This window comes from Echinicola rosea (assembly GCF_005281475.1).
In the GTDB taxonomy this organism is placed as follows: domain Bacteria; phylum Bacteroidota; class Bacteroidia; order Cytophagales; family Cyclobacteriaceae; genus Echinicola; species Echinicola rosea.
The window spans coordinates 4,596,818-4,616,193 of the sequence record NZ_CP040106.1 but is presented as its reverse complement, the minus strand read 5'-3'; the positions used below and the strand labels follow the sequence as shown (position 1 = coordinate 4,616,193).

Genomic DNA, 19,376 nt, shown 5'->3' with positions numbered 1-19,376 from the left:
GGGGGACGAGGCCTTTTTTGTATTTAGTCTCAAGACTCAAATCTCACATCTCAAAACTGGTACCGCGCACCAACGCTGAAGTTTCTTCCCCGGGTGGTATAGCCATAGATGGCAGTAAAGTCTTCATCCAGCAGGTTGTTTACTCCACCGTAAATATTCAGTTTATTGTCCAATACGGCCTGTTGTACAAATAAATCCACCAGTCCATAGCTGTCCAGGTCAAATGCTCCACCTACTCCATAATCATAAACCGTCCGTTTACTGGTATAATTATATTTTAGGGAAACCTGGGTGTTTTCAGCAGGCTTGGCATTAAAGGCCATGCCCCATTTGCTGCCGGGCACCCGGTAAAAGGTTTCAGGTTTGTCCGTGCTGACGTGCGCAAAATTTGCTGTCATGCTAAAATACTGATTCACCAGCCAAGAGAAATCCGCCTCAAATCCTTCTACTCTTCGCTTATCTGTGGTATTTTGATATTCCCCTCCGATGTATCCGCCGTTTTCATCAAATAAGGAGACAAATTCGATTGGACTGGACTCATCCCTGGTGAAATGAACTAGGTTAAAGGTGAATTGATTACCTACATAAAAGGATATGCCTTGTTCATAATTTAAGGATTCCTCAGGATTTAGCTCACGGTTTCCATAATCGGGGGAATTGAGCTGGTAGAGGGTCGGGGTGACATAGGAAGTGGCTACAGAGGCGAGGATTTTTGCTGAAACCTTGTCTGAAATGTCAAAAAGGTAACTGGGATTGACATTATAGATGAATTTGGGATCATAGTTAGAATGGGTATTTACGCGGGCACCTGCATGGATGTTAAAACCGCTAGGAGCGTCATAGAAGAATGAAGCATAGGGGTCGATCAAGGTAAACTGATTGTCCTCAAAGGCCAATTCTCCGGGTTGTTCATACGACAGCTGCTGAACATTGACTCCCCACAATCCCTTAAGACCTTCCAACAGCTGATGTTCTTGGGTAAGGTCAAGTTGGAGGTTTCTCCCTTCATATTCTGAAGGGAAGCTACTGATAAATTCACGCTCATTGACATTATAAACTGTTTTGAGCTTGATATTACCTTTTGCATATCGATAGGTAGGGGTAAGGCCAAATCGTAATTGATTGCTGGTCTGTAGGTTATTGGTATCTAAGAAAGGGCCATCATCATAATCTGCTTTTATCGCATCATAGCCCGAAAGAAAATCCAATCTAAATCGATCCGAGAACTGATAGCCCATTTTTACCATTAAATCCTTTCGATCTATACCGTCTTTTCCAAATTCGGTATCAGGAACGGTATCTGCAGCCGCAGAGAAACCTTGGGAATGGTATAGGCTTCCCGAAATGAGGTAGTTGAACTTTTCCGTTTGTCCATTAAGGCTGAGGTTTCCGCGGTAAGTATTGAATGAACCTCCGCTAAAGTCTGCTGATCCCCCGAATTTTTTGGCCTTACTGCCGGATTTTAATTTGATATTGATCACAGCTGCAGAGGCTCCGGTACCGTACAGCGTGCTCAGCCCACCACGCAAGACTTCGATAGAGGCCACTTGGTCCAGTGGGAGGAGCCTCAGGTCATAGGTCGCATCTGCCAATGAGGGGTCGTTGATGGGATGGCCGTCGATGAGGATCAGGGTGTTTTTGGAACTTGCACCTCGGACGAAATAACTGATATTGGTACCCGGAGCGCTGTAGTTTCCGTCTATTTGGATACCGGGCACCTCATTGAGCAAGTCAGGGATGGTTTTTCCTGCATTTCGTTCAATGTCCTTTTGGTCGAGTTTGTAAATTGTCTTTCCGGATTTTTCGACCGGGATTTCAAATTTGGTACCCGTCACGACGACTTCATCCAGGTCTTGGGTATCTTGTGCGTTTGCAGGGGCACTCAAAAGGGAAATGCCTGTGAGAAGAAGGGGAAGAAGCCCTTTCTTTTTTGGAAAAGAAATAATGTGTTTGTTCATAGCGTGTTTTATGCGTTATTAATTGGACACTATGAACTTTCTGGGAAAACTGTAAAAATATCCTCAGCGCTAAAGATATTTTCATGCATGCAATGAAGAAATACATTGCCCACATGGAACTTCTGAAGACCTCATCATCGAAAAGATCCGTTGAAGTTTCATAGCCTTTCACCCGAAAGCTCTGAATTATAACAGTTGATGGCAGGTCTTCTGACTTGCTCCACACCTGGCGCCTTCCCATCCGATATGTCGGACAGTGGCTTGGTTACCAGTTGCTTTTGGGAGCTTACAGCTGCGGGTACAGTTCCGGATTTTCACCGGATTCCCTATTAACCTATTCCTCCAAAAGAGGGATAGGTACCAAAAACTGGCGCAAAGATAAGGTTTTTTGTGGGGAAGTGGTAATGGAAGGTGGTTTTCAAGTGTGGCAATCCCATTTCATGCTAATTTCGTGTAGGCCTAGCTATCATCCGTGCCGCTGGCACTCCTTCGGGAGGTTGAGGAGCGCTTAAGTTCCTGCGGATGAATCCGCAGGTTACAAAATTTATCGTGCCGCTGGCACTTTGCCCCGATTTGTACATTGGAAACCGCAGTAGTCTATCTTGCCGAATGGCGGGGTGGGCTGAAAGAATGATGAGTTGATTTGGTTGAGGTTAAACCCTGAATATGCGTTAGCAACTGAGCATCCTGCCTAATCCGCCTTTGGCGGAGGGTCATATAGAAGGTGCAGGTGACAACCTGTACCAAAAATGATTACACACAAAAGTGTAAGTTCCGTAGGAACGGCAGATATAAACGCATTTAGTATTTCGCAGGGAAACAATTTAGTTGATTTGAGGTAAAGTTTACACTATATTGGCAATACCCAATGACCCAATAGCCAGATGATTCGTTTTTTTGCAAGCTTGCTGTATGTTTATTTATTGCTGATAGGGCGTTCCAGTGTATATGCACAGGAGGGCAACTACCTGTTTGGGGCGATCACCGTGGAAGACGGACTGTCCAATAACAGTGTGACTGATATCCACCAAGATGAGCTTGGTTACATTTGGATGGCGACCAATTCTGGCCTCAACCGCTATGATGGTGAAGAATTTAAAGTTTTCAGAAACCGCCCCAACGACACCACATCCCTTTCCGAAAACAGTATCCGCAAAATCATGCCCGGCCCTGAGGGCGAGCTTTGGCTGCTTAACCGCAACAATGTTGTTGAGGTTTATGATGCTGCCACCGAAACCTTCAGCACTTCCATTTCACAGTATTCCAAACGGTATGGTTTTGGGAGCCTGGCGGTTCATTTAGTGTATCAAGATAAGCAGGGAAGGTATTGGTTTTGCCACCCCAATCAAGGGGTCAGCATTTATGATCCAGTCTCCAAAGAGACGCGCAGCCTGAAGCACGAAGAAGGAAACCTTTCTTCTATCAGTTATAATTACGTTTCTGCTGTGGCAGAAAACTCCAAAGGTGAGTACTGGCTGGTCTATTCCAATGGGGCAGTGGATATCCTAGAGGCCGATTCGTTAAAAGTCAGGAGGCGGATAGAGCTTTTTGCCGATTCCAACGTCAACTTTACGGATGATTTTCACATTTTTATCGACAGTGATGATGATGCCTGGATCTATCTGTATGAAAATGGCAAAGGGCTGTTTTATTTTGACAGTTATGCTGATCGCTTGCATCACCTTCATACCGATTCCGAAAAAGCAAAGTTGAACAATAATCAGGTAAGGGGAATTGTAGAAAACAAAAAGAACGAAATATGGATCGGTACCGACCACGGGGGCATCAACGTTCTGAATAAGGAAGACATGACCGTGAAATACCTCCAACATGATCCCGAAAACCCCCACAGCCTGGCACACAACAGTGTGTATGCGCTTATGAAGGACCGTTCGGATATCATCTGGGTTGGCACTTTCAAAAATGGAATCAATTTGTACAATGAGAAATTGATTCGTTTTCCACATGTCAAACACATGCTGACGTCCAATCAGTCCCTTCCCTACAATGACATCAACTGTTTTGTGGAGGATGAAAAAGGTAATTTTTATATAGGAACCAACGGAAACGGGCTACTGTATTATGACCGGAAGACCCAGCAATATACGGAGTTCAAGCATCAAGAAGGCAAAAGGAACAGTTTGCCCGGAGACATCATTGTGGACTTGATGATGGATCAAAACGGTGAGCTGTGGATTGCTACCTATCTGAAGGGGCTCAGCCGCTTTGACGGTCAGCAGTTCAGGAATTACCAGCCTGATGTCCACGATCCCCACAGTCTATCAGGTGAAAGTGTATGGGAGCTTTACGAGGATAGCGAAGGGAATGTCTGGGCGGGTACTTTGCGCAGTGGCCTTGACCTTTATGATCCCCAAATTGATGGCTTCGTTCACTTTATTGGCCCTGAGGGCCGTTTTCCGATGCACTGCGATTATATTTCTTCCTTGGAGGAGGACGCTGCGGGAAATCTCTGGATTGGTGGGGGCAATGGTATTGACATTATCAACCTGAAAAGCGGATTTGCGGCCTACCGTAAACACGAGATCGGTAATGCATCAACGGTGGCCGGAAACAATATCATGGATATTTTTAGGGATAGTAAGGGTGACATGTGGGTGGCTACTACCCAAGGGCTGAGCTACTTTGATCAGGAGCAGGATGTGTTCCGTAATTTTAACCATTCAGATGGCCTTCCATCTGACCACGTCGTAAAAATCCTCGAAGACAACAAGCACAATTTATGGTTGAGCACCACCAATGGGCTGAGCCATGTCAAGGTGGACAGGGCCGGGGACAGCTTAGCATTGACGTTTCGTAACTTCAGTGTCGGTGATGGGCTCCAAGGCAATTCGTTCAATGAAAATTCTGCACTGAAGACGGCCAAGGGCGAACTGGTCTTTGGTGGACCGAATGGCTATAATATATTTTTCCCCGACAAGATGCGGATGAATGAAGAAAGCCCCAAAATCGTTTTGACGGATTTCCAATTGTTTAACAAGTCTGTAAAAATAGGTGAAAAAATAGCGGGTAGAGTGGTGCTGGAACAGAACATCAACCAAACCAAAAAAATGGTGTTGAAGCATAATGAAAACGTTTTTGCTGTTGAGTTTGCTGCGCTGAACTTTATCCATTCTGACAAGAATCAATACCGGTACATGTTGGAAGGCTTTGATAGTGACTGGGTGGAGGTGGAAGATGGGGTGACCAAGGCTACCTATACCAACTTGGATCCGGGAGACTATACGTTCAAGGTGAAAGCAGCTAATAATGATGGTGTGTGGAGCGAAAATGCGCATATGCTGGATATAGAAGTCCTGGCCCCATTTTGGAAAACTCCATTGGCATTTTTGGTGTATTTTGTCATTATATCCTTGATCATCATAGCGATTCAACGCGAAATCATTGCCCGGGAAAAAGACCGCCTCCAAATCGCCCAGGACAGGGAAGAAGCCAAGCGCATGAAAGAACTGGATAAAATGAAAACCAAGTTTTTTACCAATGTCAGCCATGAATTCAGGACCCCGCTGACCTTGATTTTGGCACCTGTGGAGAAATTACTGAAATCTACACATGAGCCGCATACTAGGACCCATTACCATACGATTCAGCGAAATGCCAAGCGACTGATGAACCTGATCAACCAACTGCTGGACATCCGTAAAATCGAAACGGAGGGCATGGATTTTTCTCCGGTGGAAAGTGATGTGATTGGTTTTTTGCGTGAAACCACCCAGTCCTTTGAGGACCTTTCGGAAAAGAAGAATATCACCTTGGACTTTAGGACCAACAAGCATCAGTTATTTACGTATTTTGATGTAGATAAATTGGAGAAGATCCTTTTCAACCTCCTTTCCAATGCATTTAAGTTTACCTTCAGGGGCGGTGAGATCAAGGTGATGGTGAATTATGAGAACCCTGATGCAGCAGGTGGAAAAGGAAACCTATCGATCAGCGTACAAGACAATGGTGTAGGTATAGGAGAAGAGGATCAAAAGCGGATTTTTGAACGCTACTATGTCGGCGAAGAAAACAGCGATAGCCTTAACCAAGGAAGTGGTATCGGATTGTCCATTGTGCAGGAATTTGCCCGCCTGCATCATGGGGATGTGCTATTGGAAAGTGAATTGGGACGTGGTAGTACTTTCACGGTGACCTTGCCTGTAGAGGAAATAGAGCATATTGGAAACGGATTGGATGAAAGTGACGAGGAAATGGATGGGATTGAGACATCGGAAAAAAAGACCATCTTGTTGGTAGAGGATAATGAGGATTTTGTGCATTATCTGAAATCCTGCTTGGTAGAGGAATACAAGGTGATCACTGCACTAAATGGTGAAGAGGGGAGTAAAATGGCTTTTGAGCATATCCCCGACATGGTGATCAGTGATGTAATGATGCCAAAAATGAACGGCGTGGAGCTTTGCCAATTGCTGAAAAGGGACCTTCGTACCTCGCATATTCCGGTGATCCTTTTGACCGCCAAATCCTCTGAAGAGAAGCAGCTGGAAGGATTGGACAGTGGTGCGAACCATTACATCACCAAGCCTTTTAACGTGGAGCTGTTGTTGCTTCGGATCAGGAATCTGCTGAACGAGCGCAGTTTGTTACAGGAGCGCTTCAAGAAGCGAATAGGTGTTATCACCAGCGAGGTAAAACTCGAATCCCTCGATGATAGACTGATCCAAAAGGCGGTAAAAGTAGTGGAAGACCATATGGACAATCCGGAGCTTTCGGTAGAAATGCTCAGCGGTGAACTGGCCATGAGCCGGGTACATCTCTACAAAAAACTCACTTCCCTGACGGGTAAAAAACCTTTGGAGTTTATCAGGATGATCCGCTTGGAAAGGGCTACCCAATTGCTGGGCGAAAGCCAGCTTACCGTAGCGGAAGTAGCTTATCAGGTGGGTTACAACAATGCCAAGTACTTTACCAAACATTTTAAGGCGGAATATCATGTTTTGCCCTCTGTGTATGCCCGGCAAAAAGTAGAGGCAACCCACAGGGGTGGATGATTTTTTTATGACCTCTCCAATATCCCTTGGCCCTGGGATAAGTTGATTTCGGATTTATCCCTGTTGGAATAAGGGTGTGACGGTTCGCATAACCAACATGAAGCGGCTGATTTTTCACCTCCCAGAAGCGATAAAATAAGGCTTGCGGCAGCTTATATGGCCATTAAACCGTTTGTTAACATTTGCGCCCCTTCAAATAAACATTTCATCACCCACTTATTTTTTTATTAGGCCTACATTAGATTAGGAAATTAACCTAAACCCACAATGACAGATCTATATATTATTTTGATGCAAAGGAAACGCATTCGGTTCCTTCAGAATTGTTCACACCTTTTAGGATTAGCGGTGTATCAGCTACCTTGGGTGCCACATGCTTACAATTGGCAGTTTTTGCCAAGGCAATTATACCGTAACGACCGCTTACTGCTATCCTACACCTAAACCTGTTGGGAAAGGCTTCCCATGAGTTTATTTGGCTGGTGGGATTGCCTTTTTTCAGCTTTTACCTTATACAATAAACCTCAATAACTATGAAAAAATGCTTACTCTTAGGGTTTCTGCTGTTGTTTGCAGGAATCACCTATGCCCAGGTCACAGTGACCGGTAAGGTAAGTGCAGCCTCGGATGGAGAAGCCATTCCCGGGGTCAGCATTATTATCAAAGGGACCACCAAGGGGGTAACCACAGACTTGGAGGGAAACTATAACATTACCGCGGACGCAGACGATGTATTGGTGTATAGCTTTATCGGCTATAAACAGCAAGAAGTGTCCATCGGCAATCAGAGTGTCGTCAATATTCAACTGGAAGAGGATATTTCCAATCTAGAGGAATTTGTGGTGGTCGGATACGGCACCATGAAAAAGTCCGATATGTCCAGTGCGCACGTTACCGTGACCTCTGATGATATCGAGAAGACCGTCAACACGACCATAGAGCAAGCCATTCAGGGACGTGCAGCGGGGGTCTATGTGACCAAAAATACTGGCGCTCCCGGTGGAGGCTTGTCTGTAAATATCAGGGGGGTCAATTCCATAGGCGGGACAAATGAACCGCTTTACGTAATAGATGGTGTCCAGGTCCAACCCAATACCGTTGCCTATGGGCCTACCTCCGGAACCAACCCCTTGGCAGGCCTAAATCCCAGTGATATCGAATCAATGGAGATACTTCAAGGACCTTCAGCTACTGCTATTTATGGTTCTCGTGGTACGAATGGTGTAGTGCTGATCACGACCAAAAGAGGAAAGGAAGGACAGACTAATATCAACTATTCCTATCTCTACAGCTTACAGGACAAGCCGGATAATCTGGCTGTCATGAACCTCCAACAGTATGCCGAAATGACCAATACCATTCGGGACCTTACCGGCGGAGACCCGCCCGCAGCTTTTTTGGACCCGTCTTTACTGGGGGAAGGTACCGATTGGCAGGATGCCCTCTATAAGACTGCTGCGCTGAACAAGCATTCTCTTAGCCTGAGTGGCGGTAATGAAAGTACCAAATATTACCTGTCCGGGGAATATTTTAACCAAGACGGAGTGGCCATTGGCTCCGGATTTGAGCGGTATTCCATTCGGCTTAATTTGGACAATGAAGTCCGCGATTGGTTGAGCATTGGGGTCAATTTGGCCCTGAATGAAACCGATGAGCAGCTCGCCACTGGTAGTAGTGATGTCATCAACTACGCCATTCAGATGGCTCCCAATATCCCTGTTCAGAATCCTGACGGCAGCTGGGGAGGGGCGGATAACCTGAATGGCAGTAGCCTACAATTCACCCCGCCAAACCCGATTGCACTGGCCAATTTATTGGATAGGACCTATAAGAGGAGACAAGCACTCGGTGGACTGAATGTGGGCATTGACATCATGGAAGGGCTGAGATTTACGACCCAGCTGAACGGTAATATCAACTATGCCAATGGGCATTTTTGGACACCTACTTATACGTTAGGTTCTGTGACCAATGACGTGAATGAGTTGACCAACAAAGCTGAAAACAGCTTTTACTGGAACTGGTCGCAGACCTTGACCTATAACAGGACTTTTGCCGAGAAGCATGATTTAACGTTGATGTTTACCCATGAAGCTCAAGAATCCAATTGGGAATCCATAGAAGGATCAAGGCAAAATTTCACTTCCAATGATCTTCCGGTCTTGGGACTGGGATCTTCGCAGGGAGCCACCAATGCCGGTAATAAAAACCAGTGGGCCATGGAGTCCTATCTCGGAAGGATCAATTATACCTATGATGACCGCTATATCGTGTTGGCGGCACTTCGGGCAGACGGATCAGCGAACTTTGGTCCGGAAAACAGATGGGGATACTTTCCTTCAGTTTCGGCAGCTTGGCGGGTATCCGAGGAAGATTTTATGGCTGGAGTAGCGGCTGTGGACGAATTGAAAATTCGCTTGGAGACAGGGCTTACCGGTAACCAAGGCAGTGCCAATGCGATCTATGCGCCGCTTAGTTCACCGAGTGTTCCCACGCCATGGGGAGGTGGTTTTTTGGTGACTCGGTATGGAAATCCTGAATTGGCCTGGGAGGAGACACAAACCTATAATGTGGGCTTTAATTTGAACATGTTCAGTAACAGGGTGCAGGTAGAAGGTGATTTTTATATGAAGACCACAGATAATTTGTTGCTCCCTAATCCATTGCCTTGGTACATGGGGACCGAAGGGGAAGGCAGTATCGGTACGCCCACTGTAAATATCGGTGCTCTGGAAAACAGGGGCTATGCCTTTACAATCAATACGGTCAATATCGATAACCGGGCCTCATCTTTCCGGTGGAGTTCCAATTTTAATTTTTCGGGCTTCAAAACAGAAGTTACCAAGTTTTATTCCGAGTCTGCCTTTATCGACCGGACAGCTTGGTACATGAATGACTTTACCCAACGGGCAGTCATTGGCCAATCCCCTTGGCTGTTTTATGGCTATCAGTACGACGGGATTTTCCAATCAGTGGAGGACATTGAGGGGAGTGCCATACCAGCAGATAATAATGGTGAGCGTTTGCCCATCGGAGAAGATGATATTTGGGTCGGAGATATCAAGTATAAGGATATAAATGGTGACAATATCATCGACGAAAGGGATCAGACATTTATCGGAAATCCTTGGCCCAAGTTTACGTTTGGGACGACCCAGACGTTCGAGTATAAAGGGTTTAAACTAGATGTGCTGATTTTGGGAGCGCTTGGGGCGGATGTGTTTAATTATGCACGCTTTTACAATACCAATCCCAATAACATCAACCTTGGCCGAAACCTTCTGGTGGAAACCTTTGACTATGCCAAAGTGGAAACCGACAGTGAAGGCAATCCCTACCTGAGCAATCCAGAAACGGACATTCCCCGGATCACGGTGACAGATCCAAATGGTAATGGTACCCGAATAAGTGACAAGTTTGTAGAGGACGGTTCTTATGTAAGGCTGAAAAATATCAACCTAAGTTATGAATTTGATGAAGAGTTGCTGGGCTGGCAAAATGTCATCCGAGGAGCAAGGCTTTCCTTTGGCGTACAGAACTTGGCGACATGGACCAAATACAAAGGTTATGATCCTGAAGTAGGTGCCTATGTCGGCAATAATGTGGAGGCTGATAAGCAGCTGATCGGGGTGGACTACGGAAGGTATCCGTCCACTAGAATGTACAATTTCAGCTTGGGCATTGATTTCTAAATTTAAAAATGAAAACAGTCATGAAAAAATATATTCAAAAAGCCAAGATGCTCGTGGGGGGACTGGTACTTGCCGCTAGCTTGTGGGGCTGTGGAGAAGAGTTTTTGGACAGGCCGCCATTGGATGCGATCGTGGATGCCAACTTCTACCAAAATGATGAACAGGTACTGGCAGGTACCGCACCACTTTATAATATCGTGTGGTTTTCCTATAATGACAAGGCTTCCCACGGTATTGGTGATGCCAGAGGGGGGATCCTGACTTCAGGATCCTATCAATTGGAGAATGTGCGGTTTAATACCACCGGGGAAACCCCAGAAAATGGAGCCTCCTGGCGGTCATTTTACAATGTCGTGGGCCAATCCAATACCCTAATCAATAACGTCGTCCAATATTCCGGAGAGGCAGTTTCCGACCGGATCAAGCGACACGGAATCGCAGAAGGAAGGTTTATGCGCGGATTGGCATACTACTACTTGGTCCAAAACTGGGGGCCTGTGCCGATCATTACCAATAACACGACCCTGCTGCAGGATACGACCATTGCGAGAAATACCGTGGAATCCGTTTGGCAATTTATCATCAAGGATTTCCGCTATGCAGTGGATAACCTTCCCGAGAGTTCCGTGCAGGAGGGAAGGCTGAACAAGTGGAGTGCTGAAGGCATGCTCGCAAAAATGTACCTGACCAGAGCAGGGATTTCAGGAACCCGTGACCAAGATGATCTGGACAGCGCGGCCTACTTTGCCAAGCGGGTCATCGACAATAGCGGGGCAAGCCTAATGGAAGACTATGAGGACTTGTTCAAGACGGCCAATAACAATAACCAAGAGACCTTGGCAGCCCTTCAGTGGACGTATAATGCAGGTAACCTCAATGCTTGGGGTGCACAGAATTCCGTACAGGCTTTTCTGGCCTTTGGGTCTGAGATTACAGGCTTTTCTGACGGCTGGGGAGGTGATATTGGTGGCTCCAAGTGGGTGCTTGACCTGTATGATGATTGGGTGTTTGATGAAAGAAGGAAAGCCACGTTTATGTTTCCCGGAGACCATTACGATTATATCACCCAAGTACCTGCCGGAGGTGCTGCTCAGGAGCTGCGTGTGCCTGCACCCAGCGAAGATGCCGGTCAGCCTTATGGCACCCGGGCTTGGGTAAAAAAATACGTGGTGGGCAGACCTGAGGACAATGACGGAAAAGTCGTGCAGCAAGGCACAGAAATCAATACTTATATTTTACGGCTTTCAGATGTTTATTTGATCTATGCGGAGGCAATGCTGGAAACGGATCCTGCCGAGGCATTGACCTACTATAACCTGGTGCGGGAGCGGGCAGGTGTGAGCACCAAAAGTTCCATCACTTGGGAAGATATCTTTAACGAGCGCATATTGGAATTTGCCATGGAGGGACAAGCTTGGTACGAGTTTACGCGCCTTCACTATTATGACCCGCAGCGGACATATGACTTGCTGAGCAACCAGGATCGGGGTACGTTTAGGATCTATCCAGACCAAATTCCTGACCCAAGGATGTGGGAAGTGGAAATCCCTGAAGATGATACCAGTCCAAGGTTCTTTGATGTGAATTCCAGTAATTTCCACTTGCCGATTCCTTCCGTAGAGCTTTCGAAAGCTCCAAATCTAAGGAAGCCTCCTGTACCGTACGATTTCAATGTTGCGGAATAATGGCGGAGGGTGTGATCGGTCCTTTGGCTACGCCCAGGAATCTTTCGGCTACGTTCATAGGCCACTTGGTTTTGCTTAGGAACCGGTCGGGTTCGAAGGCCAGTGATCTTTGACAGCGGTTTTGCTGGACGTGGGAGTGCTGGATACTGCCATACAAGGCCGATGATAAAGCAGATTTGGAATCCAATAAACCATTAACGAATAACTCAGAAAGCAATGAAAAATAAACATATAAATAAATTTAATCTCCTCAGCAGTGCCTTGATCCTTGCGATGGCGCTGTGTTCGCTGGCATGCCAGGAAGATGAGGATGAAGTGACCGGCATGCCCTCGATCGAGCGTGTGCGCTATACGGATCCGGATACGTCAGACAGTACTTTTACCAGTGCTACACTGGGCAGTACCTTGGCGATTCTTGGTAAGAACTTGGGGACCACCCAGCAGGTTTACCTGAATGATTATCCGGTAGGGGTAAATCCCGCCTATGTCACCAATGACAATGTCATCGTGACCATTACGGACAGTGTGCCCACCGTGGCCACCAACCCGGATGTGCCCAATATGCTTCGGTTGGTCACCAAAGGCGGGGAGACGTCGATTCCTTTCCAGACCCTGCCACCGGCACCACAGGTCAGCCGAGTGGCCAACGAATACGTGAAAGCAGGCGATCAACTGACGCTGTTTGGGCGGTACTATTACTTTATCGATACAGTATATTTTCCCGGAGAGGATGTATTTGTGACCGATGGATTCAGCACCAACAGTACTGGGAGCAGGCTTACGGTGACCGTTCCTGACGGATTGGATTTTGCTGAAGGCAATTCCATTACGGTCGTCACCCAAAGTGGTGCCTCGGCTACAAACAGAAGAACCCAAATCTACGATGGCAATGGCATGGTGGCGGACTTTGATACCAACGGTGCTCTAGAGTGGCCGTGGAACTGGGGTTGGGGGATTTCTGGAGAGATGATCGTGCCTTCCATTGGAGGGATAGAGGGGATTGATGGCAATTTCGGAGCCATTGATATGGAGTTGCCACCTTCTTACGGTTGGAGTAACGATAAGGTGATCAATTTCGCCAATTGGGGTGGTGAACAGATATTCCCCACAGAACCAGCCGACAAATACACTACTAGTGCTCCAATAGCGGATTTTGATATACGTATGGAGGTGGCGACGATTACTGAGGCGTCCTTAGAAGGAGTGACATTGGACCTGTGGTATCCGGATATAAATGGAAATGAGTTACAGGCAAGTGTTCCGATTACAGATTTTGTGCGTACTTCTGACGGACAGTGGTATACGGTGTCTATCAACGCAAACCAACTGACGAGTGGCAATGTGAGGTTAGCAACCTATGGCGATTTTCTTGCTGGGGGAGCTGACGGTGTGAAACAACTAAGAATAGTGATACAAAACGCTAATTCATCCACCGTTCCAGTTACCATGGGCATTGACAATGTCCGTGTCGTAAGGGCTGAAGAATAAAGCGATTAAGATTTAAAATTTTGGATTATGGTTTCAACTCTCGAAGCGGTAAGTTGCCGCTTCGAGTTTTACTTTGACTACGCTCAGTAAACGTTTGGCTGCGCTCAGGAACCTTGGTTGTGCCGATTTTCGGCCTCATCACTTCGCTGTCGATCAGCAGCAAATTTCTCCTTTAGGGGCTAGCAATGCTCTTAAGATAAGGGAAGTTTAGTCCGATAGTCATTCTTAGCGGACCTGTTTTTTCGCCAGATAACGTCGCAGGATGTCGTATGGCCTCGACTCCTTTATTGCCGGATAGGCAAGCGCTCGGCCTGACATCCATAATATTTTAACATTTATGTGTGGTATTTCTGGAAATCTGTGAGCAATTATCTTGCTGATAAGTAAGGCCTAATCAAAAAATAAAACACTCAAAATGACAAAAGCTAGCATCTACACCTCTCTGTTGACCTTGATGACGATGGGCTTAATGTCTTGTTCAGATAATCAGGAAGGTACCAAAGGCCGGGAAGCAGATCCACTTTTTGCATTACTGGACCATGAGCAGAGCGGAGTGGCCTTTCATAATACCATCACCGAAACCCCAGAGGCGAATGTTTTTGAGTACCAGTATTTTTATAATGGAGGAGGTGTTGCCCTGGGCGATGTCAATAATGATGGATTGGAGGATAGTTACTTTTCCGGGAATATGGTGGACAATAAGCTCTATTTAAACCAAGGGGAAATGCAATTTAGGGACATCACCCTCGCCGCCAATGTCGCCGGAAAGCCGCGTTCTTGGGCTACGGGAGTGTCCATGGTGGACATCAATGGAGATGGATGGCTGGATATTTATGTTTGCTATAGTGGCGAACTGTCGGAGGATAAAAGAAGAAACCAGCTTTTTATCAACCAAGGAGCCGATGAGGAAGGAATTCCCTATTTTAAGGAAGAAGCAGCGGCTTACGGATTGGATGATCCTGCCTATACCACTTCCGCAGCGTTTTTTGACCTTGAAGGAGATGGTGATCTGGACGCCGTACTGCTCAATCATAACGCTGACTTATTCAGGAATTTAGATGCCATGTCTTTTGAGTATATCCTGTCGCAAAAGGACAAACATTCCAGTTCCAAGTTACTGGAAAACAGGGAGGGGAAGTTTGTGGACATTACTGCCGAGGTGGGATGGGACGAAAGCCCGCTTTCCTATGGCCTGGGCTTGAGCATAGCTGATTTTAATGAGGATCATCGGCCGGATGTTTTTATTGGCAATGATTATTCTGCCCCTGATTATTTGTACATCCAGCAGGAAAACCATGGTTTTCGTGACGAGTTGAGTGTTAGGATGGGGCATACCAGTTTGTACAGCATGGGCAGTGATGCCGCTGATGTGAACAATGACGGATTGGTGGACTTGATCAGCTTGGACATGCTTCCGGAAGCGAATAAAAGGCAAAAGCTCTTATCCTCTCAGGACAATTATGAACATTTTAACCTTTTTCACGAAGTGGGCCTTCACCACCAATATATGCGAAATATGCTCCAGTTGAACAATGGCGATGGGACCTTCAGTGAGATTGGCCAGTTGTCCGGTGTCTCCAATACAGACTGGAGCTGGGCACCGTTGTGGGCGGATTTTGATCAGGATGGCTGGAAAGACCTTTTTGTAGCCAACGGTTTTTTGAGGGACTTTACGAATTTGGACTTTATCAAGTACCGCAGTTCTATTTTTAATGTGGGAGCGATGGCCAAAGAGGATATACTGAAATTGATCAAGCAGATGCCATCTTCCGAGGTGAAAAACTATATCTACAGAAATAGCGGGAACCTTCAATTTACCGACCAAGGTAACACTTGGGGAATTGACCATTTTTCGAATAGCAATGGAGCGGCCTACGGAGACCTGGACAATGATGGAGACTTGGATTTGGTCGTCAACAACGTGAATTTGGAGGCATTTATCTACGAAAACCAACGAAATGAGCGTCCAAATCACCAGTGGCTGCAAGTGTCCTTAACCGGCAATGGTACCAACACCCTTGGCATCGGCGCAAAGGTCTGGGTATATCAAGGCGATAAGCAACAGCTGCTCGAGCAAATGCCCTTTCGGGGGTACCAATCCAGTGTAAGCCCAGTGCTTACTTTTGGGTTGGCCGAGGGAAATATCGATTCGGTGAAAGTGGTATGGAGGGATGGTTCCCGTCAGACAATAACAGCCGTCCCGACCAATCAGCGGCTGATCCTGACGCAAAAAGAGGCGAAAAAAGAGACGGTTGGTCCTAAAGCAATACAGAAGTCAATTTGGGAAGAGGTAAATGGATCTGCCCTCGTCACCCATAAGGATGTCCTGTTCAACGATTTTAAAAGACAGCCCTTGCTTATCAATCCACAAAGTACCTTAGGCCCCGTAATGGCCAAAGCCGATGTCAATAATGATGGCGAGCCGGATGTGTTTTTTGGGGGAGGAAAAGGGCAGGCCGCTAGCTTGCTGCTGTCCATGGGGAGCCAGGAATACCAAGCGGTGGAGCTACCTTCGTTCGAACAAGGTAAAGATGCGGTGGACGCTGCCGCATTATTTTTGGATGCAGACAGTGACGGCGACCAGGATTTATATGTAGCCAGTGGCGGCTATCACGATTTATCACCGGGTGCAGCGTTACTGATCGATCGGTTGTATGAAAATGATGGGAAGGGACACTTTACATTGGCTTCTGAGGCTTTGCCGCACATAAATGAAAGCACGGGTGCTGTGGTGGCATGGGATTACAATGCGGATGGATCTCCGGATATTTTTATGGGGGGAGCAGTGATGCCGGGACGTTTTCCCGAGTCTTACACTTCTAAGTTGCTGCTAAATAATGGCCAAGGGAAATTTAAATTGGCAGCCAAAGAATTGAACGAGGCCTTTTTGCCCTTACACCTGGTGACGGATGCAAAGGTTACCGATTTGGACAATGATGGGGAGGAGGAATTGATAGTCGTAGGCCATTGGATGGGCATTGAGGTGTTTGATTTTGTGGATGGAGAAATTAAGCGAGTGACAACAGATTATTTTGATCAATCGTACATCGGGCTCTGGAACACACTGCTGGTGGAAGATTTGGATGCGGATGGAAGGCCAGAGCTGATGGCCGGTAACCTTGGGCTAAATTCCCAGATCAGGGCAAGCCAAGAGGAGCCTGCCGAACTGCTGTTCAAGGATTTTGATGGAAATGGTGCCGTGGATCCCATATTGTCCTTCTACATCCAAGGCGAAACCTATCCATATGTCACCCGGGATGAACTGTTTGAACAAATCAGTATGAAGCGTACAGCGTTTGACAATTACGCTAGCTATTCCGAGGCCAAGATCAACGATATATTTACTGAAAAAGAACTGGAAGGGGCCGGCAACTATCAAGCTACGACGTTGGAGACGATGATGTTTTCACAGGCATCATCAGGAAAATTTGCTCCGGTGGCCTTGCCCATTCAGGCTCAATTTTCCCCGATCTTCAGCATAGTGTCACTCACCGCTCCCGGGAAAAAACAGCTATGGCTAGGGGGAAATATCCACCAAACCCGGATAAAATTAGGTGATACTGATGCCAACCACGGGGTACTGCTGGAAATGGATCAGACGGGCCAATACCGGTATGTGGATCAATTAGCCAGTGGTTTTAGGATTACCGGTGATGTGCGCAGTACGATGCAGGTTGGTGAAGAGTTGTGGGTGGGTGTACATGACGGGCCACTGCTTAGATTTCGAAAAACATCCCTTAAAAACCCTCAATAACCTATGAAAAAAACTGATTATTTGTATCGAATGTTTATTGGATGGGCACTTCTGCTGCTGGGTTGCCAGGAAAAGAGGTCTTTTGCCCAGCTGACCGAAGCCATCAGCATAAACCAAGTAGGCCATTATCCTTCCAGTAAAAAAGTGGCGGTCATCAAGGAAGGTGGAGAAGGAGAAATGTTTAAAGTGATCGAAAGCCTCTCCGGTGAGGAAGTGTATGAAGGTACTTTGGTGAAAGTAGCCCAAGATCAAGTACCTCAAAGAGAAGCATGGAAAGCTGATTTTAGCAGTATTCAACAGCCAGGAATTTACCATATCACCATAGAAGGATTAGGCAAATCCTACCCGGTCATCATTCGGGAAGATGTGTATGACGAGGTATTGGATGCAGTGCTGAAAGGGTTTTATTTTCAGCGGGCATCTACTGCGCTTGAGCCCGAGCATGCCGGTAAATGGGCGCGTGCGGCAGGACACTGGGATGATAAGGTCTTTGTCCATCCTTCGGCGGTAAGTGATGCCAAGAGCGAGGAAACGGTCCTATCAGCTCCAAAAGGATGGTATGATGCCGGGGATTATAACAAGTACATCGTCAATAGTGGTATATCTATGGGGACACTTTTGTCCTTATTCGAGGATTTTCCAGGTTATTTTGACCAAAAAAGCTGGGATATTCCCGAGAGCCAGAATGCCATTCCGGATATTTTGGATGAAATCTTGTGGAATTTGGACTGGATGGAGCGGATGCAGGATCCATTAGATGGTGGCGTGTACCATAAATTGACCACGGCTGAATTTGAAGGCATGGTGACTCCCGTCAATGCCACGGCAAAGCGATATGTGGTGAGCAAGTCCACTGCTGCTACTTTAGATTTTGCGGCTTTCATGGCACAAGCTGCCAGGGTGATGAAGGATGTGGAAGGTTTGGAAGACAAGGCTGACAAATGGCAAGCCCAAGCGGAAGCGGCTTGGAAATGGGCAACTGAACATCCTGATCGTTTCTATGACCAGCAGAAGCTCAATGACCACTACGATCCCGATATCAATACAGGTGCCTATGGCGATGGAAACTTGCAGGACGAATGGATCTGGGCTGCCTGTGAGCTTTACCTCAACACCAGTGATGGTGCTTATTTGGAAAAGATACCTCTCGATGATGTTCCAAGTTTCTCTTTACCGAGCTGGAGTGATGTGGCTTGGTTGGGGTATTATTCACTTTTGAGGAAGGCGGATGAGCTCGAAGCACTGCAGCCGTTTGTAGCCTCTTTAAGGTCTTCTTTGAGCGCCACCGGAGCAGATTGGTTGGGCCAAATGAACACCACTTCCTTTCAGTCAGTGATGGGAAAGGATCCAAAGGATTTTGTGTGGGGCAGTAATGCAGTGGCCGCCAATCAAGGCATAGCGCTTATCCAGTTGTATTTCTTTGATAAGGATCCCGCTTATTTAGAAGCGGCCATGGCCAATTTAGACTATTTATTAGGCAGAAATGCTACGGGATATTGTTTCGTTACGGGTTTTGGTGCCAAGTCGCCCATGCATCCACACCATAGGATTTCAGAAGCTGATGATGTCGAAGAGCCGATTCCAGGGTTGTTGGTAGGAGGCCCCAACCCTGGCCAGCAGGATGGTTGTGATTATCCTTCCACTGTTTTTGATGAATCTTATGTAGATCATCTTTGCAGCTATGCCAGCAATGAAATTACGATTAATTGGAATGCCCCAATGGCCTATTTGTTGGGAGCGGTAGTGGCTATGGAACAACCATAAATGGCCTGTTAAGAAGTGAGTAT

Annotated in this window: 7 protein-coding genes and 1 riboswitch; of the genes, 6 read left to right on the top strand and 1 reads right to left on the bottom strand. The window is 46.6% G+C overall.

What is annotated here, in order from left to right; all coding sequences use genetic code 11:
- Positions 1-50: 50 nt before the first annotated feature.
- Complete coding sequence (locus tag FDP09_RS18100; protein WP_137404001.1) at positions 51-1,958, bottom strand: TonB-dependent receptor plug domain-containing protein; 1,908 nt, start codon at positions 1,956-1,958, stop codon at positions 51-53.
- Positions 1,959-2,141: 183 nt separating this feature from the next.
- Positions 2,142-2,338: riboswitch (cobalamin riboswitch) on the bottom strand.
- A gap of 504 nt (positions 2,339-2,842) precedes the next feature.
- Between FDP09_RS18100 and FDP09_RS18095 the strand changes: the two genes are divergently transcribed.
- The 6 genes from FDP09_RS18095 to FDP09_RS18070 all read left to right on the top strand — a co-directional run bounded on the left by FDP09_RS18095 (position 2,843) and on the right by FDP09_RS18070 (position 19,353).
- The gene (locus tag FDP09_RS18095; RefSeq protein WP_137404000.1) at positions 2,843-6,970 is read left to right on the top strand and encodes a hybrid sensor histidine kinase/response regulator transcription factor; all 4,128 of its coding nucleotides are present in this window, start codon (positions 2,843-2,845) and stop codon (positions 6,968-6,970) included.
- A gap of 533 nt (positions 6,971-7,503) precedes the next feature.
- A complete protein-coding gene (locus FDP09_RS18090; RefSeq protein ID WP_137403999.1) occupies positions 7,504-10,662 on the top strand; it encodes a SusC/RagA family TonB-linked outer membrane protein in 3,159 nt (1,052 codons plus the stop codon).
- A 20-nt stretch (positions 10,663-10,682) separates the two neighbouring features.
- A complete protein-coding gene (locus FDP09_RS18085; RefSeq protein ID WP_137403998.1) occupies positions 10,683-12,347 on the top strand; it encodes a RagB/SusD family nutrient uptake outer membrane protein in 1,665 nt (554 codons plus the stop codon).
- 216 nt (positions 12,348-12,563) lie between these two features.
- Positions 12,564-13,835 carry a glycan-binding surface protein gene (locus tag FDP09_RS18080; RefSeq protein WP_137403997.1) on the top strand — a complete coding sequence of 424 codons (1,272 nt, stop codon included), beginning with the start codon at positions 12,564-12,566 and terminating at the stop codon, positions 13,833-13,835.
- 415 nt (positions 13,836-14,250) lie between these two features.
- Complete coding sequence (locus tag FDP09_RS18075) at positions 14,251-17,589, top strand: VCBS repeat-containing protein (protein WP_229683337.1); 3,339 nt, start codon at positions 14,251-14,253, stop codon at positions 17,587-17,589.
- A 3-nt stretch (positions 17,590-17,592) separates the two neighbouring features.
- Positions 17,593-19,353 (top strand): glycoside hydrolase family 9 protein, encoded by a 1,761-nt coding sequence (locus tag FDP09_RS18070; protein WP_137403996.1) that lies wholly within the window; start codon positions 17,593-17,595, stop codon positions 19,351-19,353.
- Positions 19,354-19,376 lie beyond the last annotated feature (23 nt).